We start from the raw sequence: 22,738 nt of genomic DNA, 5'->3' as shown, positions 1-22,738 counted from the left end.
GCCACGCCAACACCCGCGGTGGGGTACCCCTATGCGCCTAGGGGTGCCCTGCACGCGGTAACTCCACCCCACCCCCCTGGCGCCCTCCTCCCCCCTGGCGCCCTCACCCCCCTCGTGCCCCTCATTTCGCGTTTTGTCACCTTTATGCGATTTGGGAGCGCTCTTTCGCGCATCAAGGTGACAAAACGCGAAAACCTCGACCACGCCAGCTGGCCCACGTGGGCACGGGGGTGGCGCGCACGGGGGACGGGGGGACGGGGGCACGGGGGGCGGGGGACGGGGGCGGAGGTTCGGGGGATCGGGACGGCTGGCGGGACAGGCGCTAGGGGGTGCCGACGACCTCTTCGATGATCTTGACCGCGGCGGTGGTGCCGCCCGCCTCGTCGAGCTCCTTCTTGAAGGTGACCAGGCTGTCCTTGATGCTCTGGTCCTCGGAGACCTCGTCGATCAGCTTCCGCAGCACGTCCACGGTCACCTTCTCCGGCGGCAGGTGACGGCCGATGTTCACCGCCTCCATGCGGTCCGCCGTCGCGCGCTGCTCCACCATCTGCGGCACCGCGATCATCGGGACGCCGAAGTGCACCGCCTCCATCACGCTGGTGATGCCCGCGTGGTTGATGAACAGGTCGGTGTGCGGCAGGATCGCCATCTGCGGCACCGCGGAGTGGATCTCGATGTTCTCCGGGATCTTACCGAGCAGCGAGCGGTCCACCCGGTCGCTCACCGCCAGCACCACGTGCCACTTCGAGCCGGTGAACGCCTTGATCACGTCGGCGAAGAACTCCGGGCGCGCCGTGTAGATCGTGCCGAGCGAGACCAGGCAGACCGGGCGGCCGGACGCGGGCGGCTGCCACTCGCCCTGGCTGGCGCGCTCACCCAGGCACGGGCCGATGAAGTGGAACTCCTCGCCGAAGCTCTCCTGCGCGAACTGGAACGAGCGCGGCATGAACACCAGCTGCCCGCGCACCCCGGTCCCGGTGCCGTCGACCAGCTCCGCCATGGTCAGCTTCGCCTTCGAGGCCAGCCGCTGCATTCCGATGGCGAAGCCCCACAGCCGCAGGTCGAACGGGTTCGGCTTGATGTAGGGGCCCATCAGCGACCACTCGCTGTTGGACACGAAGGTCGTCCAGTCCGGCATGCACGGCACGCCCAGCTTCTGCGCGATGAGCCTGCCCCACCACGCGGCGATCCCGTCGAAGATCACCAGGTCCGGTGTGTTCCGCTCGTAGAAGGGCAACAGCTTCGGGAACACCGTGCGCGTCTCGCGCAGGTTCGCCAGCAGGCCGCGGGAGAGGTCGACGCCGCTGAGCTTGAACGGCTTGTCCGGCGGCGGCGCGATGGTGGTGTCGAAGTGCACGATCTCGGCGCCCGCCTCGGCGACCCGCTCCGCGTAGACGGGGGTCGTGGCGTAGGTGACCCGGTGGCCGCGAGCCGTCAGCTCGGCAACCATGCCCAGGGTGGGATTGATGTGCCCGGCTGCGGACGGGGCGAAGAAAGCGATGTGAGCCATTACGGCGGGGACCCTTCTGGCAGACTGCTGCTGACTGCGCTGCGGCCCCTGAAACTACTATTCGCGGGCCGGGTAAGGAATAAGTCGCAACCCCTAACCACGGGGCGGGACGGGCCGTGACGGTGCGTACCCGATTTGCGCGCGGAATCTCTCTCAGCAGCCAGGCCACCCGTAATGTCCGGTTTTCCTCCTGACAGTTGTCACGGGCAGCTCGTGACAGGACACCTAGGCGGTCCGCGCGGCTCAGGGGCAGTCTTGTGTCATGGCCGCAGCGGCCAAGCCAGGCAGGACCGGCCCTCGGCGGAATCGCCGGGGTGACCCCGGTCAATGGGTAAACAACTTGATATACGCCGGAAGTGACACCGGTAGCATCTTTGCTTCGAAAATCCTGAGCCGAGGTGTGAACGGTAGCCCGCCATCGCACTCGCTGGATTATTCGAGGTCCAGCACCGAGGAGGAACAATGACGAAGCCGGACAAGAACAAGCAGATTCTGGTCATGTCCGTCGCCGCCATCATCGGCGGTGTGGTCGGCGGCCTCTGCGGTCTGTTCGTGCTCAACCCGGGCATCCTCATCCCGATCGGCGTCGTCATCGGCATCGCCGTCAGCCTGCCGATGGTCAACAGCAAGGCCTGACCCGGACGGCCCCGGCGCACCCCGAACCCCCAGCGGGACGGCGCCGGCACCGGTCCGGCGACGACGCCCTGCGTCGCCGGACCTCCAGCGGCCGGGAGGGGACCGTTCCAGCCGGTCCCCTCCCGGCTCTTGCACGTTCAGTCCTTTGTGGACGAATCCGGTCCTTCTCGCCAGAAGCGGGCGGACATGCGACAGTGCCCGGCCGGGAAGCTCCCGGCCGGGCACCGCTGTCACTGGGATCAGCCCGTCACGTCAAGCTGTGCGGGCATCGGGGTCGGCTTCGGCGCGATGCCGCTGCCGGCGTCGGAGGACGACGTCTCCGTCGTGCTGGGGGAGCCACCGCCGGGCTTGGTGGTCGCCGGGGTGCTGGTGGCCGGCTTGGTGGTGCTCGGGGTGCTCGGCTTGGTGGTGCCGGTGCCGCCGTCGCCGCCGTCGTCCTTGCCGTTCGCGCAGGTCGCGGACGCCACCGTGATCTTCTGCAGCTCCGAGACCTTGATGGAGATCGCGTTGACGGTGGTGGTGCCGTTCTTGTTCTTCACCTGCTCGTTGAGCATGACCTTGGCCAGGCCGGGCACCTCGATGCCGGTGTTCGGCGGCACGGACACGTCCAGCGGCTTGCCGAGCAGCTTCGCGCCGACCAGCGACGAGGACGCGGTGCCCTTGTCGCACTTGGCGGTGATGACCTGCGCGGCCAGCAGCGGGCCGCCGCCGAGCTTGAGCTCCTTGAGCAGGTCGGGGCCGAGGTCGATCGACAGGCGAGTCACGGTGGCCTTGGCGTTGCGCTTGCCCGCCTCGGCCTCCAGGGCGGCGACGTGGACGGACTTCGCCGGGACCTCGGCGACCTTCTTGTGGTCGTAGCCGTGCGCGCCGGTGACCTGCGGCAGCGGGTCGATGTTGAGCAGGCCCTTGGCCGAGAGGGCGAACGCCTCGCCCGCGGCGGCGGAGGGCGTCGCGGACGCGCTGGGCGCAGCGACGAGTCCTGCGGCGGCGAGCGCGGCGAGCGCGCCCAGGATCTTCTTGCTGGACAAGGAAAAACCTTTCAGGGTGAATGGGCGGTCTGGCCAGGGCCGGGCGCTTGCGGCGCGTTCCCGACGCGACCCGGCCGTGACCGGGGATGAGGAAAGATCAGGCGACGTAGACGACCGTGCCCAGCGGCAGCTCCATCAGCTTGGTCAGCGTCTCGGGGGTGACCCGGATGCAACCGTCGCTGTCGCTCTTGCCGATGTGCTCGTTGGTCGGCCAGGTGTGCAGCGCGACCGTGCCGGGGCCGCCGCCGAAGGTCTCGTGCGAGTCCGAGTGGGCGGACAGCGGCAGCACGTACTTGCTGTAGGTGTTCTTGGTCTCCTCGATGGAGGCCATCAGGTAGTGCCTGCCCTTGGGCGTGGGGAACTCCGGCTTGCCGATGCCCACCTTGTGGGTGCCCTGCGACTTGCCGTCCCGGAGGATGTCCAGGCTGTAGTCGGCCAGGTTGATCTTCACGGTGTAGGGGTTCGGTGCCGACTCGGTGGCTCCCGGGGTGTGGATCCAGCCCGCGAGGCCGTTGGGCCGCGACGGCAGCAGCACCTGCGCCCACTCGCCCTGCTCGGCAATGACCGGGACCCAGGTGGGGGAGCCGACCTGCAGCGTCGGCAGCTTGCCGAACGGCTTGCCGCCCGGCTTGTCGTAGGTCGGCAGCTCCTTGGTGACCTTCAGGACCTTGCCGGTGGACGGCGCGGTCGGCGCCGGGTCGAGCGGGGCGTTGTCGATCTTGCCGAAGGTGTTGAGGTCGGGCAGCACGGCCAGGTCGGCCTGGTTCAGCTCGGCGGGCGCGGCCTGCGCCGGGGTGTCACCGGAGCCGCAGCCCGCGCTGAGCAGGGCCACGGTCACGACGCCGAGCAGAGCGGTCAGCACCGTGCGGGGGACGGACGCGGTTCTAGCCATCAGAAAGACCTTGACTCCGAATTCACATGTGGGGTGGGAACGCGGTTGTGCCGCGCCGGTCGCCGCGCGCTGGAAAAGCGACGAACATTCGGCCCTGTCCGAAGGCGTCCACGCTGAACCGGTGAGCACGGCCGACGGGCCGGTCGGTGGCGGAGCCAGTGAGCGGACGGGCTGAATAGCGGTGACCATCGTTGTCGTCTTCGACAAGCGTTAGTCGAAAACCAAGACTGTGCGGCAACTTCCTACTTCAGCGAAATGGCCACGGTCAATGCCGGACAACATCACGGCCCCAACACGCAACCAGCGGGATTGGGACGTTTCCCCAGGTCAGATGACTCCGAGGGGGATCACCCGAACGGGTATCGTTCGGGGACGATGTAACGGCTGGTGCTGCTGTGGCGGCGGGCGCTGCCGCGCCTGCCCTTTCCGGGTGCACACCGTCGTGGCCGGTCGGAGAGAGATCCCTATCGTCGCGGCGGAGCGCGGCGTTACGGTCCACAATGCCGAGATGGATACTCGTTGGCTCTCGGGAATGCCTTACCGGCAAGCGATTTGCCCTGCAAGGCGTTTTCCGTCACCATGATCGACTCAGTTCCGGGCGATGTGAGATCCGGATAAGGTCCTCGCCGTCCGGTGCCGAGATGAACGAAAGACGCCCCCGGGCAGCGGGGGCGTCTTTCGTTCGGCTCGTGCGGAAAGCGGCGGGGTCAGCCGGATTCCCACTGCCGTGCGACGGGCGTGTCCATATCGAGGGCTCCTTCTGGGAAGCGGCGGGGCGGACCGCGAGGCCCGCCGCGTCATCCTGGAACGGTGAGGGCGCGGCGGCTATCCGTTCCGCGCGGTGCGGTCCGCGGAATCCGGACGATCGCCGCGCAACGTCGCCGACGGCGAGTGCCCGTAGTGCTCCCGGTAGAGCTGGCTGAACCGGCCGAGGTGCAGGAACCCCCAGCGCAGCGCCACGTCCGTGACCCGGCCGACGCCGTCGGCGGCCGCGATGGCGACCAGGTCCTCGTGCGCCCTGCGCAACCGGACGGTGCGCAGGTGGGCCATGGGCGGCGTGCCGACGTGGCTGCGGAACGCCTCGTGCAGGCTGCGCACGCTCGTGCGCGCCGCCGCGGCGATGTCCCCGACGGAGATCGCCTCGCCCGCGTTCTCCTCGCAGAAGGCCAGCGCACGGCGCACGGCCGCGGGCGCGGTCACCCCGTCATGGCTGAGCGACGCCGAGAGCTCGTGCGGCTGGAAGGTCAGCAGCCCGTGCACCAGGGTCTGCTCGAAGTGCCGCGCGGCCAGCGGCGAGCGTCGCAGCAGCCCGGCCCCGGAGGCGTCGACCATGCTCCGCGCCCAGCCCGCCCACTGCCTGGCGGCCTCGTCGCGGAAGTTGAGCGTGGGTGTGAAGCGCACCGGCCGGTTCGGTGTGTCGCCGAGGTGCTCGGTCAGCGCGCGGTCCAGTGCGTCGCGGCCGATGCGCACGATCAGGGTGGTGCTGTCCGCGCTCCAGCGCATGCGCAGCCGCTGACCCGGACCGACGACGCTGGCCGCGTCGACCTCGTCACCGTCGACGATGAGCGCGCCGCCCCCGGCGAGCGGCAGGTGCACGTTGTAGATGTCGGGCAACCGGTCGGGGACGACCTCCACCTCGGCGCCGTAGCCCAGCACGAACAGCGACACCGCTCCCTCGTGCGCCAGGTGGAACCGGCCGTCGACGCCCTCGTCGGCGAGGACACGCAGCCGGTGCGGGGCGAACTGCGCCGAGACGAGCTCGTGCAGTTCCTCGACATCGTTGCCGACGAAGAGCTCACCCATCCCACATCACCTCCCAGCAGGCTCAACCGTGCCACACGGGGGTGGCTCAGGTGTAGCGAAGGTGGGGCCAGACCCGCTGCCACGGCTGGTTCCTGCCCTCGCACAACCACACGTGCGGGGCCACCTCGCGGGCCGAGGCGAAGTACGGCCGCACCCGGTCCACGTCCTCCCCGACGTAGAGCACGGTGTCCTTCCCCTCCGCGGGCGGCCCGAAGTACCAGTACCCGCGGTGCGGGCTCTGCGTCAGCGGCAGCCCGAGCTCCGGGCCGAACCGGTCGAGCGTGGCGGCGGTCGGGTAGATCGACGCGACCAGCGCCGTGCGCTCGCGTTGCGGTGCGGGCAGCCGGTTGAAGGCTTCGGCGACCGTGGCGGTCTCGGTGGGACCCGTTGCGGAGAAGGGGATCTGGACCGCCAGGACGAACCCGCCGAACCCGATGGCCACGACCGTCGAGAGCGCGTAGCCCGGCCACCTCAGCGCCCAGCTCCACCAGCGCCCCGGCTCACTCCGTTCGAACCGCACGGCCCCCGCGGCGAAGAGCAACGGGTACAACCCGGCGAGGTAGCGCGGTTGTCCGTTGGTGATCAGCAGCAGAGCGATGGCGCCGAGCACTGTCCAGCCGAGGAAGCGAAGTTCCTTGGAGCGCAACAAGAACCAGCCGCCGTAGAGGCACAGGATCGCCCCGGCGATCACCCCGGCGGAGATCAGGCCGCCGATCAGCAGCGCCGGTCGGCCACCCTGCATCTCGGCCTCCCGCACGACGACCTGGGTCATCTCCGCCTGTGGCCAGCCGTGCGCGGCCTGCCAGAGCAGTCCGGGCACCGTGGTCAGCACCGCCACGGCCGCCCCCACCCACAGCAGTGGCCGTCGCAGCAGCTCACGTGGGCCGATCGCGAGCACACTCACTCCGAGCGCCACCCACAGCACAGGGATGAGGAACTTCGTCTGCAAGGCCAACGCCGTGACCAGTGCGGCGCACAGCAGCGCGCGGTCGTCCCTGGTGCGCGTCCACCGCACCACCAGCCACAGCACCAGCGCCCACCACAACGGGTCGAGCGTGTAGGTGGTCAGCCAGTGGTTGATGGTCACCGCGTGCAGCGAGATCGCGGCGGCGCCCGCCGCCATCACCTGCGCCCGCTTCGCCCCGCCCAGCTCCCGCGCGGTCAGCGCGGCCACCACGACCGTCACCGCCATCACCAGCGTCGCGGGCAGGCGCAGGCCGATGACCGAGCCGGGGAAGAGGAAGTCCATGGCGCGGGCGAGCACGGGCACCAGCGGCGGCTGGTCGGCGTAGCCCCAGTCGAGGTGGTGCTTGCCCGCGCTGAGGAAGTACAGCTCGTCGAAGAAGTAGCCGTCCACGGCGCTGCCGATGAGCAACAGCAGCGCGGCGGCCCCGGCTATGGCGAACACCGGCTTTCTTGCGAAGGGAGTCACCGGGGCAGCGTTTCGCGCCCACCCCGCCCGCCGCCTCGACCGACCGGCCCCGCCGCCGGCCCCCGTGGTCGATGCCCCCATCAACCGATCAGTGGATCAAACCGCTCGCCCCCTCGCCCTGCCCCGCCGCGCCCCGCCCCGTCGCACCGCACCGCACCGCGCCCCGTCCCGCCCCGTCCCGCCGCGCCGCGCCCCGTCCCGCCGCGCCCCGCCCCGTCCCGCCGCGCCCCGTCCCGCCCCGCCGCGCCGCAGTGCGCGCGTCCTCTGGCTGGCGTGGTCGGGGAGTTTCGCGTTTTGTCACCTTAATGCGAAAAAGAGCGCTCTCTTCTCGCATTAAGGTGACAAAACGCGTTACAGCGGGAGTGTGTGTGGCGGCTCCGAGTGGGTGTGGCCGCGAGCCACGAAGCGGGGTTCGGGTGTCGTTGCGGAGGGGCTACGGCACAGGTTTTAGGTGGTCGCGGTGGTCAGTGACGCGAGCGCGCGCACCAGTGGCGCCTGCTCCGGCAGCTTGGCGGCCTCGGTGAGCGCCTCGTCCAGCACCGTGTCGTGGGTGGGCCGCGCCGCGTCGAGCAGCTTGTGGCCCTCGGCGGTCACCTCGGTGTAGATGCCGCGCCGGTCGTCGGCGCACAGGTAGCGCTGCAGCAGCCCGCGGTCTTCGAGGCGGGTGACCAGCCGGGTCGTCGCGGACTGGCTGAGCACCACCGCGCGGGAGAGCTGGTTCATCCGCATGTGCCAGCCGTCCTGCCTGGCCAGCACGTCCAGGACGCTGTACTCGCTGACGGAGAGCTGGTGCTCCTGCTGGAGCGCGCGCTCCAGGCCGTCCTCGATCCGAGCGTGCAGCGCGGCCAGCGCACGCCATCCCTGAGCTCGCGCCTCGACCGCGTCGTCGGACAGTCCCACGGCTCACCTCTCCGGTCGGTTTGTACATCGAGCGTACGACTTGCACACCCTCGTTGCATAGGGCAGTATCGGGCGTCGTCAATAGAAAGCGTGTGCAACTATCTCGGACGCGGGTTGTTGAGTGCGCTAGGTAACAAGACTACTCGGGAAAGAAGACCTGACATGCCCGCTGCCCTGCTCGCCCTGGCGATCAGCGCCTTCGGCATCGGAACGACCGAATTCGTCATCATGGGCCTGTTGCCCGAGGTCGCAGCCGACTTCGGGGTGACGATCCCCGCCGCCGGGCTGCTCATCTCCGGCTACGCGCTCGGCGTCGTCGTCGGAGCCCCCCTGCTCACCGCGGTCGGTTCCCGGCTGCCCCGCAAGACCATCCTCGTCGCGCTGATGGGCCTGTTCATCGCGGGCAACCTCGTCTCGGCGGTCGCCGACAGCTACGGCCTGCTCATGGTCGGCCGGATCGTCGCCGCCCTGTCGCACGGCGCCTTCTTCGGCGTCGGATCGGTCGTGGCGGCGAACCTGGTCGCCCCCGACCGCAAGGCCAGCGCCATCGCGATGATGTTCACCGGCCTGACCGTCGCCAACGTGCTCGGCGTGCCGATGGGCACCGCGCTCGGTCAGCAGCTCGGCTGGCGCTCCACCTTCTGGGCGGTCACCGTGCTCGGCGTGATCGGGCTCGTCGGCGTCATCACCCTGGTTCCGCGTCAGCCCGCCCAGGACACCGGCGGCCTGCGCGGCGAGCTCGCCGTGTTCCGCAACCCGCAGGTCTGGCTGGCGCTGGCGATGACCACGCTCGGCTTCGCTGGGGTCTTCGCCTCCTTCACCTACATCGCGCCGATGATGACCGAGGTCGCGGGCTTCTCCTCCGGTGCGGTGACGTGGCTGCTGGTGCTGTTCGGAGCGGGCCTGTTCGCGGGCAACCTCCTCGGTGGCCGTGCCGCCGACCGCTCGTTGATGCCCAGCCTCTACGTGATCCTGGCCGCGCTCGCCGCCGTGCTGGGGCTCTTCGTCCTCACCGCGCACTCGCCGGTCCCCGCCGCGATCACCATCGTCGTGTTCGGCGCGGTCGGCTTCGCGACGGTCCCGCCGTTGCAGATGCGCGTCATGCAGAAGGCCGAGGGCGCGCCCGCGCTCGCCTCGGCCGCCAACATCGCCGCCTTCAACCTCGGCAACGCGATCGGCGCGTGGCTGGGCGGCGCCGCCATCGAAGGCGGTCTGGGACTCACCGCGCCGAACTGGATCGGAGCGGTGCTCGCAGTGGCAGGGCTCGCCGTCGCCCTGTACTCCGGAGCGCTGGACCGGCGCTCCACGGCAGCCGACCTCGTCGAGAACAAGCAAGGAGCCATCGCCCGATGAACATCGACCTTTCCGGCCGTACCGCGCTCGTCACCGGTTCCACCTCCGGAATCGGCTACAGCACGGCGGAGACGCTGGCGCGGGCCGGTGCGACGGTCATCGTCAACGGCCGTGACGACCAGCGGGTGAAGTCCGCCGTGGAGAGACTGGCCGAGTCGACCGGCTCGTCCTCGGTGCGCGGCGCCGCCGCCGACATCGGGACCGAGGAGGGCGCGAACGCGCTGCTCGCCGCGGAGCCGGACGTGGACATCCTGGTCAACAACGCCGGGATCTTCGCCCCCGCGGGGGTCTTCGAGATCCCGGACGCGGAGTGGCTGCGCTTCTTCGAGGTCAACGTGCTCTCCGGCATCCGGCTGGCCAGGCACTACACGCCGAGGATGGTGGAGCGCGGCTGGGGCCGGGTGATCTTCGTCAGCAGCGAGTCCTCGATCCAGGTCCCGACCGAGATGGTGCACTACGGCATGACCAAGACCGCTCAGCTCGCGGTCTCCCGAGGCATGGCGCAGTCTGTCGCCGGGACGGGTGTCACCGTCAACAGCGTGCTGCCCGGCCCGACACTGACCCCGGGCGTCGAGGAGTTCATCCGCAGCCTCAACGGCGCCGACGTCCCGTTCGAGGAGGCCGAGCGGCAGTTCATGGCCAAGGACCGCCCCACCTCGTTGCTGGGCAGGCTGATCCGCCCGCAGGAGGTGGCGAACCTGATCACCTACGTCGCCTCCGACCTGGCCTCGGCGACCACCGGCGGCGCGCTGCGGGTCGACGGCGGCGTCGCGAACAGCCTCATCCCCTGATCTTTCCCCCGCGTACCAACCGAAAGGACACATCATGAGCGGCGTTCCCACGGTCACCCTGAACAACGGCGTGACCATGCCGCAGCTGGGCTTCGGCGTCTTCCAGGTGCCAGACGAGGAGACCACCGCCGCGGTCACCTCCGCGCTGGAGACCGGCTACCGCAGCATCGACACCGCCGCGATCTACGGCAACGAGGCCGGGGTCGGCATCGCGCTGGAGAAGTCCGGCATCGCCCGCGACGAGCTGTTCATCACCACCAAGGTGTGGAACGCCGACCAGGGCTACGACAAGACCCTCGCGGCCTTCGACGCCAGCCTGGCGAAGCTGCGGCTGGACCACCTCGACCTGTACCTGGTCCACTGGCCGACCCCGGAGCGCGACCTCTACGTCGACACCTGGAAGGCCCTGGAGCGGCTGCGCGCCGACGGCCGGGTCCGCGCGATCGGCGTGTCCAACTTCCAGCCCGCGCACCTGGAGCGGGTGATCGACGCGGTCGGCACCGTGCCCGCGCTCAACCAGGTCGAGCTGCACCCGCTGCTCCAGCAGGCGGAACTGCGCGCGGTGCACCAGGAGCTCGGCATCCACACCGAGGCGTGGAGCCCGCTCGCGCAGGGCGGCGCGCTGCTGAAGGACCCGGTGCTGACCGAGATCGCCGACAAGCACGGCAGGACCACCGCGCAGGTCATCATCCGGTGGCACCTCCAGCTGGGCAACGTCGTGATCCCGAAGTCGGTGACCCCGAAGCGCATCGGTGAGAACTTCGACGTCTTCGGCTTCGAGCTGGACCAGTCCGACCTGGACCGCATCGCCACCCTGAACAAGGACGAGCGCACCGGCCCCAACCCGGACGAGTTCAACGCCGCCTGAGCGAAGGGGACGGCCCGGTGTGGTCGGTGATCCGGCCACACCGGGCCCTTCTCGTCAGGAGTTGTAGGGGCGCTTGGCGCGACCGTCCCGCAGTGTCTCCGACCACCACTGGACCTGGTCCAGCATGGTCTTCGCCGCCGTGTTCACCTCATCGGAGCTGTGCGGGACGCCCTGGGAGTCGAAGGCCCCGAACACGTTGTGGAAGCTCACCGTGTCGCGCACCGAGACCGCGTGCAGCTCGGCGAAGACCTGGCGCAGCTGCTCCACCGCGCGGAGGCCGCCGGAGATCCCGCCGTAGGAGACGAAGCCGACCGGCTTGGCCTGCCAGCCGTAGTAGCACGAGTCGACCGCGAACTTCAGCGATGCCGGGTAGCCGTGGTTGTACTCCGGTGTCACCACCACGAAAGCGTCCGCCTCCGCGATGCGCTCGTTGAACCGGTCGAGCTCCGGGGTCGAGCCGTTCGGGTGCCGCTCGCCCAGCAACGGTTCGGCGAGGTCGACCACCTCCACGTCGAACTCCGCGCGCTGCTCGACCTGCTTGACGAACCAGCCCGCGACCACGTCGGCGCGGCGGCCCTCCCTGGTGCTGCCGATGATGACGGCCAGGCGGATGGTGCTCATGGAGTGTCCTTTCTGGACGGTGTGATGGACAGAGCGAGCGCCGCGGCGAGAACCACCACGAGGCCGATGCTGAGGAAGACGGTGTTCATCGCGCTGGACATGCCCTCGACCACCGGGGCGGCCACGCGCGGGTCGAGCAGGCTGAGGAACGACGTGTCGTTGAGGTCCACGCCGCCGGGCCGGTCGATCACAGATCGGGCAAGCGGGTCCGCGGCGACCAGTGCGCGGAACTGTTCACTGGCAAGGGATTCGTTGAAGAGCCTGGTGATGCGTTCGCTCGCGGTGCTGAACACCAGCGACAGGAAGACGGCCGTGCCCGCGACACCGCCGAGCTGCCGCGAGAAGCCGGAGAGGCTGCTGGCGACGCCGAGGTCCTGTGGTTCGACCGCGTCCTGCAACGTGACGAGCACGACCTGGAAGAACATCCCGCCGCCGACCCCGTTGGCCAGCACCAGAACGGTGATCAGCGCCATCGGCGTCGCCGGGCCCGCGAGGCTCAGCGCCAGGTACGCGCTCCCGGAGAGGCCGAGGCCGGCCGCCAGCACGCGGCTGTAGCGCATCCCCTTGCCCAGCAACGGTCCGACGATCCTGGAGCCGGTGATCGTCGCCAGTGACTGCGGCAGCATCAGCAAGCCGGCAGCAGTCGGGCTCAGGCCCTGCACGATCTGGAGGTACAGCGGCACGAACGCCAGCGCGGTGAAGACCCCGACCCCACCGAGGAAGTTCACCAGGTTGATCAGGGTGAAAGCCTTGTCCCTGAACAACTTCGGCGGCAGCAAGGCGGAGTCCTGCCTGCGCACCTGGACGCGGGCGAACACCGCGAGCCCGAGCACGCCGACCGCGGCGAGCGACAGCGAGGCCGGTGAGGTCCAGCCCCATTCGCGGCCTTGTTCGGCCAGCAGGAGCAGGGGCACGAGGCCGGTCGCGAGCGCGATCGCGCCCCAGTAGTCCACCGACTGCGCCAGGCGCGGCGTGCGCACCGTGAACAGCTTTCCGACCACGGCCATGGTGACCAGCCCGATCGGCAGGTTGACCAGGAACAGCCAACGCCAGCCGTCGATACCCAGGAAGCTGTCCATGCCCGCGAACAGTCCGCCGAGCACCGGCCCGCTGATGCTGGCCGCGGCGAAGGAGAACCCGAACAGCGCCTGCCAGCGCGTGCGCTGCTCCGACGGCACCATGTCCGCGATCGCGGCCAGCGCCAACGCCATCAGCCCGCCGCCGCCGAGACCCTGGACGGCCCGGAAGAGGGCGAGCTGGCCCATGTCCCCGGCGAGCGCGCACAGCAGCGAGCCGAGCAGGAAGACCGAGATCCCGGCCAGGTAGAGCCGTCTCCGGCCGTAGATGTCGGAGAGCTTGCCGTACAACGGCATCGAGATCATCGACGCGATCAGGTAGGCCGTGGTCACCGATGCCTGCATGGTCAGGCCGTGCAGCTCGTCGGCGATGGTGCGCATCGCGGTCACCATGATCATGGTGTCCAGCGCGCCGAGGAAGGTGCCGATGAGCAGCCCGATGACCACGGCCCTGATCCGCCGGTGGGTCAACGGGCTCGCGGCTTCCGTCGTCGTCATGCGCCCACCGTGCAACCTCAACGTTAGTTAAGGTCAACCGCGAGCCTCGCGAGGTCCTCGACCTGCCCGGCGGCGGGCGACCAGCAGTACAGGATCACCTCGTCCGCGCCCAGGTCGGCGAAGCCGCTCACCGCGTCCCTGATCCCGTGCGGAGTGGTGATCAGCCGTTCAGCGATGGAAGACGCGCGCGGCGAGAACGAGTAGTAGCCGGTGATCTCCCGCTTCGCCTGCTCCACGACGCTGTCGGGGCCGAGCGCGACGTTGACCTGCCCCACCAGTCGCGGACGGCCGGGGCGTTCGGCGCGCTCCCACGAGGAGTGCAGCATCGCGACCAGATCTCCCGCGTAGTCAAGGGACGCGGCGCACAGCAGGCCATCACCCCAGCGCGCGATCCGTTCGATGGCGGCGGGGGCGAAGGCGCCGAAGAGCACCTCGATCGGCCGGGACGGTTTCGGCCCGATCTCCTTGCCGGACCAGATCTGCTTGAGCAGAGCCATCTGCGCGTCCAGCTGACGTCCTTTGTGGACGAACGAGGTGTCGGTGACGCGGTAGTCGTCCTCACGGCCGCCGAGCCCGACGCCGAGCGTGAACCGTCCGTCGGACATCCGGTCGAGCGTGGCGCACTGCTTGGCCAGCAACGAGGTCTCGCGAACGGGCGTGATCAGCACCTCGGTCTGCAGCCGGATCCGGGTGGTGGCTCCGGCCAGCGCGGCGAGGGTGACCAGGGGCTCGGGATTGCCGTAGACGACGCGGTCGAGCAGGCCGAGCGTGCGGAACGGCCCCGCGTCGGCCAGGCGCGCCCACGTGAGCAGGGCGCGGGGGTCGGCGATGGGCAGGCCAAGACCGATGTGCATGAGAACTTCCTCCGGAAGGGCATGGCGAACACAGGTGCCGCCCTTCCGTGGCGTCGCGACCGGCGACGCTGCCCCCGTTCTGCGGCGTACTTCCAGGGAGCGACTTCGTGGAGTGCTCCGAACCTATCCCGCCGTCGCCCCAGGTCGCGACTGGTTATTCGTGTCCCGCACGTCGTGACCGCCACCTGGGCCGGCGTGGCCAGAACTCGCGTTTTGTAGGCATATTGCGAAAGAGAGCGCTCCCAAATCGCGCTATGCCTACAAAACGCGAAACCCCCGCGGTGGTGGCGGGCGACCCGGGGGTCCTCGTCCGAGCGGGTCAGGGGCGCTGCCCGGCGTGGCCCTGGGGGAAGGGCACCACGACGACGGTGATGTTGTCGCGGCCGCCGTCGTCGAGCGCGCGCTGCGTCAGCACCCTGGCGGCGTCCAGCGGCGAGTCCAGCGAGTCGGAGAGCGTGATCTCCGCCAGCTCCTCCGCCGACGGCACGTAGTTCCACAGCCCGTCGGTGCACACCACGACCACCCCGGGCCCCTGCGGGCGGAAGGTGACCACGTGCGGCCGGATCTCACCGGCGTTCGCGCCCAGCCACGCCATCAGCACGTGGGCCATCCGGTGGTTGTGCGCCTCCTCCTCGGTGAGGTGCCCGGCGGCGACCATCTGGGCGGCCCACGCGTCGTCCAGGGTCATGCAGGCGGACTTCTCCGCGGGCGCGGTGAGCCAGTAGGCGCGGCTGTCGCCGACCCAGCCGATCGTGATCGTCTCGTCGGTGACCACCGCCGAGACGAAGGTGCACGCGGGTGGCCGCCCGGTCTCGCTCTCCTCCTTGGGCCGTTCGAGCGCGGCGACCGCCTCGGCGGCCGCGGTGATCGCGCGCCGGGTCGCGGTGATCGGGTCCTCACCCGAGTCGCGCGCCTCCAGCAGCACGTCGGCGGCGGTGGTCGAGGCCGTGCGGGAGGCCTCGTCCGGTCGGTCCGAAGTGGACACCCCGTCGCAGACCACCGCGATGACCTCGGCCGACCGGGTGACCCGGCGCACCGCCATCCCGTCCTCGTTGCGGTGGTGCCGCAGGCCGCGGTCGCTGACCCCGGCGACGGCGCCGAGGTCGAGCTCGACCCGGTCCTGCCCCCTCAGCTCACTCGTCATGGCCGATGCCCCCTCGTCGGTGAAACTCGCGGACCACACAAAGAGGACGTTGTGGGAACTGGGTAGTTGCGCGAGAAGTTGATCAAGTTTGTCGTCGGTCGTCCCCGATGGTGTCAGACCCCTTCCCCATGGTCTCGCGGCGTGGACCGGCTCGGGGTGAGGGCACGCCGGTCCGGTGCCCGACGCCGCATCGCCGCGCGCCCGAGAAGGCCGGTGGCGACCGCGTTCCGCGCCACTCACCTCCGGCTTCTCACGACAGCCGAGCGGCGGTGAACATTGTTCAGTCCGGTTGCACGCCTCCTGGGGTGACGGAGGGAGCCGGACTGATGACCTTGGACATCGTTTTGGTCGCGATCGCGGTCGCCGTGGGCATCGCCCTGCCGAACGTGGTGATCACCGAGCTGAGATCCGGGCGTTGCCCGAAGGACTGCCCCTGCGGCCAGGAGACGCCCGGATCTCCGCGCGAGGACGAGCGCCGGTCGGTCAGGCCTGTCCGATGAACACCGCCTTGTCCGCCGTGAAGCTGGGCCGCAACGCCAGCTGCATCTCGCCGGGCTGCGCGCCGACGGCGTAGGAGGTCTCGTAGGTGTAGGTCTTGCCGGGCAGCACGGTCGCGGACTCGAAGCCGCCGTTGCCGCCGCACCCGCCGCTGTGGTCGAAGACGGCCTCGGCCTTCCTCCCGTTGAACTGCGCGTCGCCGCCCACGGTCAGCAAGGCGGCGTCGAAGGGCTTGTCTGTCCCATTGGTGACGGTGATGGTGAACTTCACGGCCCGCTCGATGTTCGACGGGGCCGAGGACTGCCCCGGTGTGCAGGCGGCGGGCGCGGAGACCTCCACCGCGAGCCCGTCCTTCCAGGTGTGGCGCTTGCCCCAGGTCGACGTCTGAGCGGTGCCGGGCGTCCCCTGGTCCGCCGAGCCGGTGAAGATCTCCTCCAGCTCGCGCACCGCCGCGTTCTGCGCGACGACGGTGAACACGATCGCGAGGACGGACAGCACGACGCCGATCCCGGCCATGGCCTTCTTCGAACCGAACAACGCGATCGCGCCGAGCACCACCCCGACCCCGGCCGCGATGGCGGTCGCGTTGTTGACGAAGACGACCGGTGAGCCGCAGACCCCGACGATCCCGAGGATCAACGAGGTGAGGGCGAGGCCGCCGAACTTCGCGCGGGCCGGGTGGATCCGGGTGACGGTCATGTTCTCTCCTCGGCTTGGTCCTGCCGAGGCAATCGACTCCGGCCGAAAAGGCGTTTCTCCCCTCCGGGGGAGACTAAGCGAAAAAGGGGATGCCGCCAGCAGGCGAAGTCACGATTTCCGTTCCGCCGTAACGCGCCGAGTCGGCGGAACGACAGGTGATAGCCTCCACGCGATGAGACGCGAGAGGGCACTGGCCGCCGCCCCGGTGGTATTCACGGTCCTCGTCGTCCTCCTCCTCGCCGCCGTGCCTTTCGCCGGCCCCGCGCCGTGCCCGGTGAGCGTGGCCGCCGCCAAGGCGGCGGGGACCCAGTTCTCCGGACATCCCCAGCCGGAGTGCTCGATCGGGGACGCAAGACCCCAGGTCAGCGCGACTGTGGCCGCGCCGAACTGGGAGAAGGCGGTTCCGCTGCTCGTTGACGACCGGATCCCACCGTCGTCAACGCCCGCCATCCGCCCACAACCCAGGGGAACACCCCATTCCGTGGATCTTCTCGTCCTGTCCGTGTTGCGAATTTAGATTCTGCGAACAACACGTGACCTCACCGGAATTCCGGTGTGCTGGACAACGCCCTTTTACGGAGATCCTCATGAATACCCGGAAGCTCGACAACCTCGCCTGGCTGCCCAACCTGGTGGCCAGGCTCACCGTTGGGTTCATGTTCGCCAGCGGAGCGGTGGGCAAACTCGGCAGGCTCGGCGCCTTCACCGAGGAGTTCCACCAGCTCGGCATTCCCGTGCCGGGCTTCGCCGCCCCGGCGGTCGCGGTCGTGGAGCTCGCCGGTGGCCTGGCCCTGATGCTCGGCATCGGCACCAGGCTGGCGGCCGCGCTGCTGGCGGCCACGATGGCCGGGGCGCTGGCCACGGCGATCGTTCCGCCGCTGCTGGCCAGGTACCCCGACGCGTGGAACTTCCCCAGCAACCTCTTCTACGCGCCGGAATGGCTGCTGATCTGCCTGCTGGCGTGGCTGGTCTGCGCCGGAGCGGGCAAGGCGAGCCTCGACGCGGTCCTCGCCCGCCGTCAGCGCTGGTAGCGCAGCAGCACGACGTTCGAGTCGAACACGCGCGACTCGGCCAGGCGCAGGTCGAACCGCTTGCCGGGGTCCTTGAACACCGGCTTGCCACCGCCGAGCACGACCGGGTGCACGAAGATCTGGTACTCGTCGACCAGGTCGTGCTCGGTGAGGCTGGCCGCCAGCTCCGAGCCGCCGAACAGCACCAGCTCCTGGTCGAGCGCGGACAGCTCGGCGACGTCGCTGACCACCCGCGTGTTCCAGTCCGCGGCCGTGAGCGTCCTGGACACCACGACCTTCGGGGCCTCGCGCCAGAGCGGGGCGAACGCGAGGTCGTGCTCGTCGGTCGAGTGCTCCTCGGCCTTCGGCCAGAAGCTCGACATCATCTCCCACACCACGCGCCCGTAGAGGAACGCGTCCGCGCTCTCGGACAGGCTCCGGGAGTACGCCGACAGCTCCGGGCCCATGGTGGGCCAGTCGAACTCCCCGTTCGGCCCCTCGATGAACCCGTCGGCGGACTGGTGGACGAAGTGGACGATCCTGCTCATGGTGTTGCCTCCTGTGTGGTCTCGCCAATGTGGACCTGCGTCACCCGCCGAACTCATCGGCGACTGATGTGATCCGCGCCACCCTGCACCTTGGGGCAAGGAGCGGGGTACGGCACGACGGTTCTCGGGAGACCGGAGAGCCGCCCCGATCCCGCGAGGAGCCTCCTTGCGGGTGCTGTGCGCCGTCACACACCCGACCGTTGGTTCCGACCGCCAGGGCGCCACGAGGTCCTGGTCGCGGCCCGCCTCGGTGTCCCGTTCGTGCCGCTGCCCAGCGGTTTCGTCAACGTCGCCGCCCCGCCTGCCGGCAACCGATTCTCACTCGACCAGGTGAACGTCGGTCGGAGCGCCCGTTGGTGCTCGCGGCGCTGGGCACGGCCTTGACGGTCCCGCTCCGCGAGCAGGGCGAGATCGCCCCGACGGCGGGCCTGGATGTCACCGACATCACGGTTCCGCCGAACGCCCACCTGGTGCCACACGTGCCGCAGCCCTGGTCCCGGAGGCCGCTGATGGGGCGAAGCAGGCCGAGCGCGCCGTGCTCGCCCGGCCCGACCTCGACGAGGCGGTCACGGATCTGGAGAAACTGGTGTCGCGACCGAACTCCGGTTCATGAGGACTTGTTCTCGTTGGACGCCTTTCCCTGTCGTCTTCTGATGTACGCGCACATGACCGGCGTCGCCACGGCCGCGACCGGGTATGCCCAGGAGTCGAGAAAGAAGCCGACCACTCCGACCACGACGGCGAGGAACGCCAGTCCTGTCAGTCGGTTCCGGTCCCCGGCCAGGTCCCAGAAAAACGCGAGCCACGTCGTGGGGTGCCGCTGCGCGGGCTCCCGCCCCTGGGAAGTCGGCTCGGCGGGGTGACGGGGTTCAAGGTTCACGTACACGCGGGTTTCTCGTGCGAGCAGCCGATGTGATCGGCCGCGGATTCGGCTGGGTTGAGCGGAGTCTGCCCAGGGGAGAGTCGCGTCCGCCACAGCGAATCCCGTGGTAGCGGCGAAGTGCGCGCACCGGTCGGCTAGTGGACGAAACGCGGTGATCCGGTCTGAAGTGGTGGATTTTCGCTCGCCACGACAAAGCATCAAAGTGGGGAATTGCGTGGCGCATGCTCCTGCGGGGAATACCCGCCTGCAGGGAGATCTTTCATGTGCATGCACGGTTTTTTCTGTGACGTTTGTCAGGGTGCCTTCGGGGCGGCGCGATTCCCCTTCCCCGTTCCTGTGCTCTCCGCCGGGAATGTGTCTAGGGATATTGGTGTGCGGGTGCGGCAAAGAGGTGCCGTTCACCGTGCGAAACGGACAGTTCGCAGCACGGGGGGCTCAGTGCGGGTGTCTTGAGGTTTTCCGGCGCGCGGACGGAGCGGGACTCCGGGCGAATTCTTGCGCGAGTGGCAAGCGAGGTCTGGATCGGCATTTGGCGGCGCGCGTTCGGGGGAACGGTCCCGCGAGCCGCCGATGGCGCTGATCCGGCGGATCCCCCGACTGGGCGCGTCCAGCCGGGTGACCCGCGCGGAGTCCGAACGCGGTGCCGTACGACACCGAGGAGCGCCCCCAGCAGGACTCGAACCTGCGACCGACAGATTAGAAGTCTGTTGCTCTATCCAGCTGAGCTATGGAGGCCGAGCGCTCGCGCGCCGGGTGAAGAGTAACTGTTGCGTCCGTGTGGTTCGCGCCTGATCCGCCAACCCGGACCGGTGAGGCGGGGCGATCCGCGTCACGGCTTAGGCTCGACGAGTGCCTGAAGCCCCTACCGCCGAGCCCGGCCCGGCCCCGGTCCGCGGCCGCGCCGCCGGCATCGCGGCGCTGGTGTCGCCCGCCGTCCTGCTGGCTCTGGTCGTGGCCGCCGCGCTCACCGCGCTCTCACCGGGCGAGGAGCTGATCCGGTTCGGTCTCCCTGATCCCGGCCAGTTCACCCGGCTCGCCCTGCCGATGGCCAGGGCGCTCGCCGAGGCGGGCGCGGTGCTGTGCGTCGGCTCGCTGATGTTCGCCGCGTTCATGGTCGGCCAGCAGCGCACCGGCAGGCTCTCGGCGGACGGGTGGGCCGCGCTGCGGCTCGGGGCCTGGGGCGCGCTGGCCTGGTTCGTCGGCGCCACGCTGACCGTGCCGCTGTTCGTGGCCAACGCCGTTGGCAAGCCGGTCACCGAGATCCTGACCTCCGGGTCGCTCTTCTCGTTCATCGGTGTGCTGGAACAGGCGAAGGCGTGGGTGTTCACCGCGCTGCTGACCGGTGTACTCGCGCTGGTGACCCGCGTCGTGCTCTCGTGGGGCTGGACCGTCGCCTCTTTCGCGCTCGCGCTGGTGTCGCTCCTGCCCGTCGCGGTCACCGGCCACTCCGCCACCGGTGGCTCGCACGACGTCGGCACCAACAGCCTGATCTACCACCTGGTGGCCATGTCGCTGTGGGTCGGCGGCCTCGTCGCGCTGATCGCCCACGCCCGCCGCCGCGGCGACAACCTCGGGCTGGCCTACTCCCGCTTCTCCAAGGTCGCACTCGTCTGCTGGCTGGTCATGGCGGTCTCCGGCGTGATCAACGGCTTGGTGCGGTTGCCACTGGCGGACCTGTTCACCACCACCTACGGCTTGCTGCTGGTCGCGAAGGTCGTCGCGCTCGGCGTTCTCGGTGTCTTCGGGCAGTTCCAGCGCCAGCGCGGCGTCAAGGCCGTCTCGGAGGACGCCTCACGCGCCACACTGCTGCGCATCGGCGGCCTCGAAGTGCTGATGATGCTCGCGACCGTGGGCATCGGTGTCGCGCTCGGCAGCACTCCGCCGCCCAACGAGGCGCCGGTGCTGACCCGCACCGAGGTGCTCATCGGCTACACCCTCGACGGTCCGCCCACGTTGCTCAACCTGGTGTTCGACTGGAGGTTCGACCTCGTCTTCGGTACGGCGTCGCTGGTGCTGGCCGTGCTCTACCTGGCTGGAGTGCGGCGACTGCGCAAGCGCGGCGACCAGTGGCCCGTGGGCCGGACGATCGCGTGGCTGTGCGGTTGCGCGACGATCCTCATCGCGACGTCGAGCGGTATCGGCCGCTACGCCCCCGCGATGTTCAGCGTGCACATGGGCAACCACATGTTGCTGTCGATGCTGGCGCCGATCCTGCTCGTCCTCGGCGGTCCCATGACCCTCGCGCTCCGCGCGATCCCCCCGGCGGGCAAGCAGGCCCCGCCTGGACCGCGTGAGTGGTTGCTGGCCTTCGTCAACTCGCCGGTGAGCCGGTTCCTCACGCATCCGATCGTCGCGCTCGTGCTGTTCGTCGGGTCCTTCTACGGCTTGTACTTCTCCGGCCTCTTCGACGCGGCGCTGCCGGAGCACTGGGCGCACCTGGCGATGAACCTGCACTTCATGATCGCCGGTTACGTCTTCTACTGGCCGGTGGTCGGTATCGATCCGTCGCCGCGCAGGCTGCCACCGCTGGGGCGGCTCGGGCTGCTGTTCGCCGCGATCCCGTTCCACGCGTTCTTCGGCATCGCGTTGATGAGCGCCCAGTACGTCATCGGCCAGGACTTCTACGCCCAGCTCGCGTTGCCGTGGGTGACCGACATGCTCACCGACCAGCGCCTCGGCGGCGGCCTGACGTGGGCCTCCGGTGAGATCCCGCTGCTGGTCGTTGTGATCGCGCTGCTCGTGCAGTGGGCCCGCGACGACGAGCGCGAGGCCAAGCGCAGCGACCGCAGGGCCGACGCCGACGGCGACGCCGACCTCAACGCCTACAACGAGATGCTCGCCCGCCTGGCCGAACGCGACCGGTGAGTCGCTGTCACTGCCTGCGGAAGCCCTTGGCCGCGAACACCATGCCGCCCGCCGCGATCACCAGGCTGATGCCGACCGAGGTGAACGCGGTCGAGCTCAGCGTGCCCTGGAGCGTCAGCTCGCGGGAGGCGTCGATCGCGTAGGTCAGCGGGTTCACCGTCGCGACCACCTGCATCCAGCCCGGCAGGCCGTCGAGCGGCATGTACGCGCTGGAGCCGAACATCAGCGGGAACATCGCCAGGAAGGTGAACATCTGCAGCGTCTCGGGGTTGCGCATCCAGGTCGCGACGGCCAGGAACAGCCAGCCGAGGCCCCAACCGACGACCAGGGCCAGCAGCAGCGCGCCGACCACGCCGAAACCCTTGGGCGTGAAGCCGAACAGCGCGACCGCGGCGATGATCATGATGATCAGCTGCACCGCGCTGCGCACCAGGTCGGCGAGGCTGCGCGCGGCCAGCACCGAGCCGCCGTTGATCGGCAGCGCCCGGAACCGCGCCAGCACGCCGTTGCGCAGGTCGTTGACGAAGCCGACGCCCGCGGTCATCGCCGCGGACAGGGCCGTGGTGACCAGCGTCGCCGGCATCAGGAAGTTGATGTAGCTGACGCCCTTGGGGAAGCCAGGGGTGTTGGCGACGTTGGCGAAGACCTGGCTGAACAGCAACAGCATCATCAGTGGCGTCAGCAGCGTGAACAGCAGGTTCTTCGGGTCGAGCAGCACGCTGCGCAGCGAGCGGCCGGTGAGCACCAGCACCTGCGTGATCAGGCTGCTGCCCCGCCAGGCCCGGTTCTGGGCCGCGGGCGCGAGGGACGACGAACTCAACGTGTGCTC

At 69.6% G+C, this 22,738-nt stretch carries 22 protein-coding genes and 1 tRNA gene; 8 read left to right on the top strand and 15 right to left on the bottom strand.

Annotation, left to right across the window (positions count from 1 at the left end):
* Positions 1–322 precede the first annotated feature (322 nt).
* Positions 323–1,510 carry a macrolide family glycosyltransferase gene (locus ACFFQA_RS36060; protein WP_377862286.1) on the bottom strand — a complete coding sequence of 396 codons (1,188 nt, stop codon included), beginning with the start codon at positions 1,508–1,510 and terminating at the stop codon, positions 323–325.
* 462 nt (positions 1,511–1,972) lie between these two features.
* On the opposite strand from ACFFQA_RS36060, the gene ACFFQA_RS36055 reads away from it, so the two are divergent.
* Entirely contained in the window at positions 1,973–2,146 is a 174-nt protein-coding gene (locus tag ACFFQA_RS36055) for a hypothetical protein (protein ID WP_377862284.1), read from the top strand.
* Between the two features lie 239 nt (positions 2,147–2,385).
* Here ACFFQA_RS36055 and ACFFQA_RS36050 read toward each other — a convergent pair whose 3' ends face one another.
* The 5 genes from ACFFQA_RS36050 to ACFFQA_RS36030 form a co-directional block, all read right to left on the bottom strand.
* Positions 2,386–3,174 carry a choice-of-anchor P domain-containing protein gene (locus tag ACFFQA_RS36050; protein WP_377862282.1) on the bottom strand — a complete coding sequence of 263 codons (789 nt, stop codon included), beginning with the start codon at positions 3,172–3,174 and terminating at the stop codon, positions 2,386–2,388.
* Between the two features lie 97 nt (positions 3,175–3,271).
* Complete coding sequence (locus tag ACFFQA_RS36045; RefSeq protein ID WP_377862280.1) at positions 3,272–4,066, bottom strand: protein-sorting L,D-transpeptidase LdtCP; 795 nt, start codon at positions 4,064–4,066, stop codon at positions 3,272–3,274.
* An 825-nt stretch (positions 4,067–4,891) separates the two neighbouring features.
* Positions 4,892–5,869 (bottom strand): AraC family transcriptional regulator, encoded by a 978-nt coding sequence (locus ACFFQA_RS36040; RefSeq protein WP_377862278.1) that lies wholly within the window; start codon positions 5,867–5,869, stop codon positions 4,892–4,894.
* Positions 5,870–5,915: 46 nt separating this feature from the next.
* Entirely contained in the window at positions 5,916–7,301 is a 1,386-nt protein-coding gene (locus tag ACFFQA_RS36035; protein ID WP_377862276.1) for an ArnT family glycosyltransferase, read from the bottom strand.
* 447 nt (positions 7,302–7,748) lie between these two features.
* On the bottom strand, positions 7,749–8,201 hold the full coding sequence (locus ACFFQA_RS36030; protein ID WP_377862274.1) for a MarR family winged helix-turn-helix transcriptional regulator: 453 nt from the start codon (positions 8,199–8,201) through the stop codon (positions 7,749–7,751).
* Positions 8,202–8,363: 162 nt separating this feature from the next.
* On the opposite strand from ACFFQA_RS36030, the gene ACFFQA_RS36025 reads away from it, so the two are divergent.
* The 3 genes from ACFFQA_RS36025 to ACFFQA_RS36015 are packed head-to-tail and all read left to right on the top strand — an operon-like array spanning position 8,364 to position 11,213.
* Positions 8,364–9,554 (top strand): MFS transporter, encoded by a 1,191-nt coding sequence (locus tag ACFFQA_RS36025; RefSeq protein WP_377862272.1) that lies wholly within the window; start codon positions 8,364–8,366, stop codon positions 9,552–9,554.
* Complete coding sequence (locus ACFFQA_RS36020; protein WP_377862270.1) at positions 9,551–10,345, top strand: SDR family NAD(P)-dependent oxidoreductase; 795 nt, start codon at positions 9,551–9,553, stop codon at positions 10,343–10,345. The genes ACFFQA_RS36025 and ACFFQA_RS36020 overlap by 4 nt, the downstream gene beginning before the upstream one ends.
* Before the next feature lie 34 nt (positions 10,346–10,379).
* Positions 10,380–11,213 (top strand): aldo/keto reductase, encoded by an 834-nt coding sequence (locus tag ACFFQA_RS36015; protein WP_377862268.1) that lies wholly within the window; start codon positions 10,380–10,382, stop codon positions 11,211–11,213.
* A gap of 54 nt (positions 11,214–11,267) precedes the next feature.
* On the opposite strand, the gene ACFFQA_RS36010 is transcribed toward ACFFQA_RS36015, so the two are convergent.
* From ACFFQA_RS36010 to ACFFQA_RS35995, 4 genes are all read right to left on the bottom strand, one after another.
* Positions 11,268–11,834 (bottom strand): NADPH-dependent FMN reductase, encoded by a 567-nt coding sequence (locus ACFFQA_RS36010; RefSeq protein ID WP_377862266.1) that lies wholly within the window; start codon positions 11,832–11,834, stop codon positions 11,268–11,270.
* Positions 11,831–13,408, bottom strand: a complete 1,578-nt coding sequence (locus ACFFQA_RS36005; protein WP_377862264.1) for an MFS transporter — start codon at positions 13,406–13,408, stop codon at positions 11,831–11,833. The genes ACFFQA_RS36010 and ACFFQA_RS36005 overlap by 4 nt, the downstream gene beginning before the upstream one ends.
* 23 nt (positions 13,409–13,431) lie before the next feature.
* Positions 13,432–14,262 carry an LLM class flavin-dependent oxidoreductase gene (locus ACFFQA_RS36000; RefSeq protein WP_377862262.1) on the bottom strand — a complete coding sequence of 277 codons (831 nt, stop codon included), beginning with the start codon at positions 14,260–14,262 and terminating at the stop codon, positions 13,432–13,434.
* A 319-nt stretch (positions 14,263–14,581) separates the two neighbouring features.
* Entirely contained in the window at positions 14,582–15,406 is an 825-nt protein-coding gene (locus ACFFQA_RS35995; protein ID WP_377862260.1) for a PP2C family protein-serine/threonine phosphatase, read from the bottom strand.
* Positions 15,407–15,732: 326 nt separating this feature from the next.
* Between ACFFQA_RS35995 and ACFFQA_RS35990 the strand changes: the two genes are divergently transcribed.
* Entirely contained in the window at positions 15,733–15,906 is a 174-nt protein-coding gene (locus ACFFQA_RS35990; RefSeq protein WP_377862259.1) for a hypothetical protein, read from the top strand.
* Here the strand turns inward: ACFFQA_RS35990 and ACFFQA_RS35985 are convergent.
* Positions 15,890–16,603 (bottom strand): hypothetical protein, encoded by a 714-nt coding sequence (locus ACFFQA_RS35985; RefSeq protein WP_377862257.1) that lies wholly within the window; start codon positions 16,601–16,603, stop codon positions 15,890–15,892. The two genes, ACFFQA_RS35990 and ACFFQA_RS35985, sit on opposite strands and share 17 nt — an antisense overlap.
* A gap of 172 nt (positions 16,604–16,775) precedes the next feature.
* Between ACFFQA_RS35985 and ACFFQA_RS35980 the strand changes: the two genes are divergently transcribed.
* Positions 16,776–17,120, top strand: a complete 345-nt coding sequence (locus ACFFQA_RS35980; RefSeq protein WP_377862255.1) for a hypothetical protein — start codon at positions 16,776–16,778, stop codon at positions 17,118–17,120.
* A gap of 70 nt (positions 17,121–17,190) precedes the next feature.
* Positions 17,191–17,634, top strand: a complete 444-nt coding sequence (locus ACFFQA_RS35975; protein ID WP_377862253.1) for a DoxX family protein — start codon at positions 17,191–17,193, stop codon at positions 17,632–17,634.
* On the opposite strand, the gene ACFFQA_RS35970 is transcribed toward ACFFQA_RS35975, so the two are convergent.
* The 3 genes from ACFFQA_RS35970 to ACFFQA_RS35960 form a co-directional block, all read right to left on the bottom strand.
* A complete protein-coding gene (locus tag ACFFQA_RS35970) occupies positions 17,622–18,161 on the bottom strand; it encodes a dihydrofolate reductase family protein (RefSeq protein WP_377862250.1) in 540 nt (179 codons plus the stop codon). The two genes, ACFFQA_RS35975 and ACFFQA_RS35970, sit on opposite strands and share 13 nt — an antisense overlap.
* A 607-nt stretch (positions 18,162–18,768) precedes the next feature.
* Entirely contained in the window at positions 18,769–19,047 is a 279-nt protein-coding gene (locus ACFFQA_RS35965) for a hypothetical protein (RefSeq protein WP_377862247.1), read from the bottom strand.
* A 658-nt stretch (positions 19,048–19,705) separates the two neighbouring features.
* Positions 19,706–19,779 (bottom strand) — tRNA-Arg (locus tag ACFFQA_RS35960).
* Between the two features lie 114 nt (positions 19,780–19,893).
* Here ACFFQA_RS35960 and ACFFQA_RS35955 point away from each other — a divergent pair.
* Positions 19,894–21,909, top strand: coding sequence for a bifunctional copper resistance protein CopD/cytochrome c oxidase assembly protein (locus ACFFQA_RS35955; RefSeq protein WP_377862244.1), 2,016 nt, complete (start codon positions 19,894–19,896; stop codon positions 21,907–21,909).
* A gap of 7 nt (positions 21,910–21,916) precedes the next feature.
* On the opposite strand, the gene ACFFQA_RS35950 is transcribed toward ACFFQA_RS35955, so the two are convergent.
* Positions 21,917–22,729 (bottom strand): ABC transporter permease, encoded by an 813-nt coding sequence (locus ACFFQA_RS35950; protein WP_377862241.1) that lies wholly within the window; start codon positions 22,727–22,729, stop codon positions 21,917–21,919.
* Positions 22,730–22,738 lie beyond the last annotated feature (9 nt).

Source organism: Allokutzneria oryzae, from assembly GCF_042429765.1.
GTDB lineage: Bacteria > Actinomycetota > Actinomycetes > Mycobacteriales > Pseudonocardiaceae > Allokutzneria > Allokutzneria oryzae.
The sequence above is the reverse complement of the archived record's forward strand: the minus strand, read 5'-3'. Positions and strand labels throughout refer to the sequence as shown.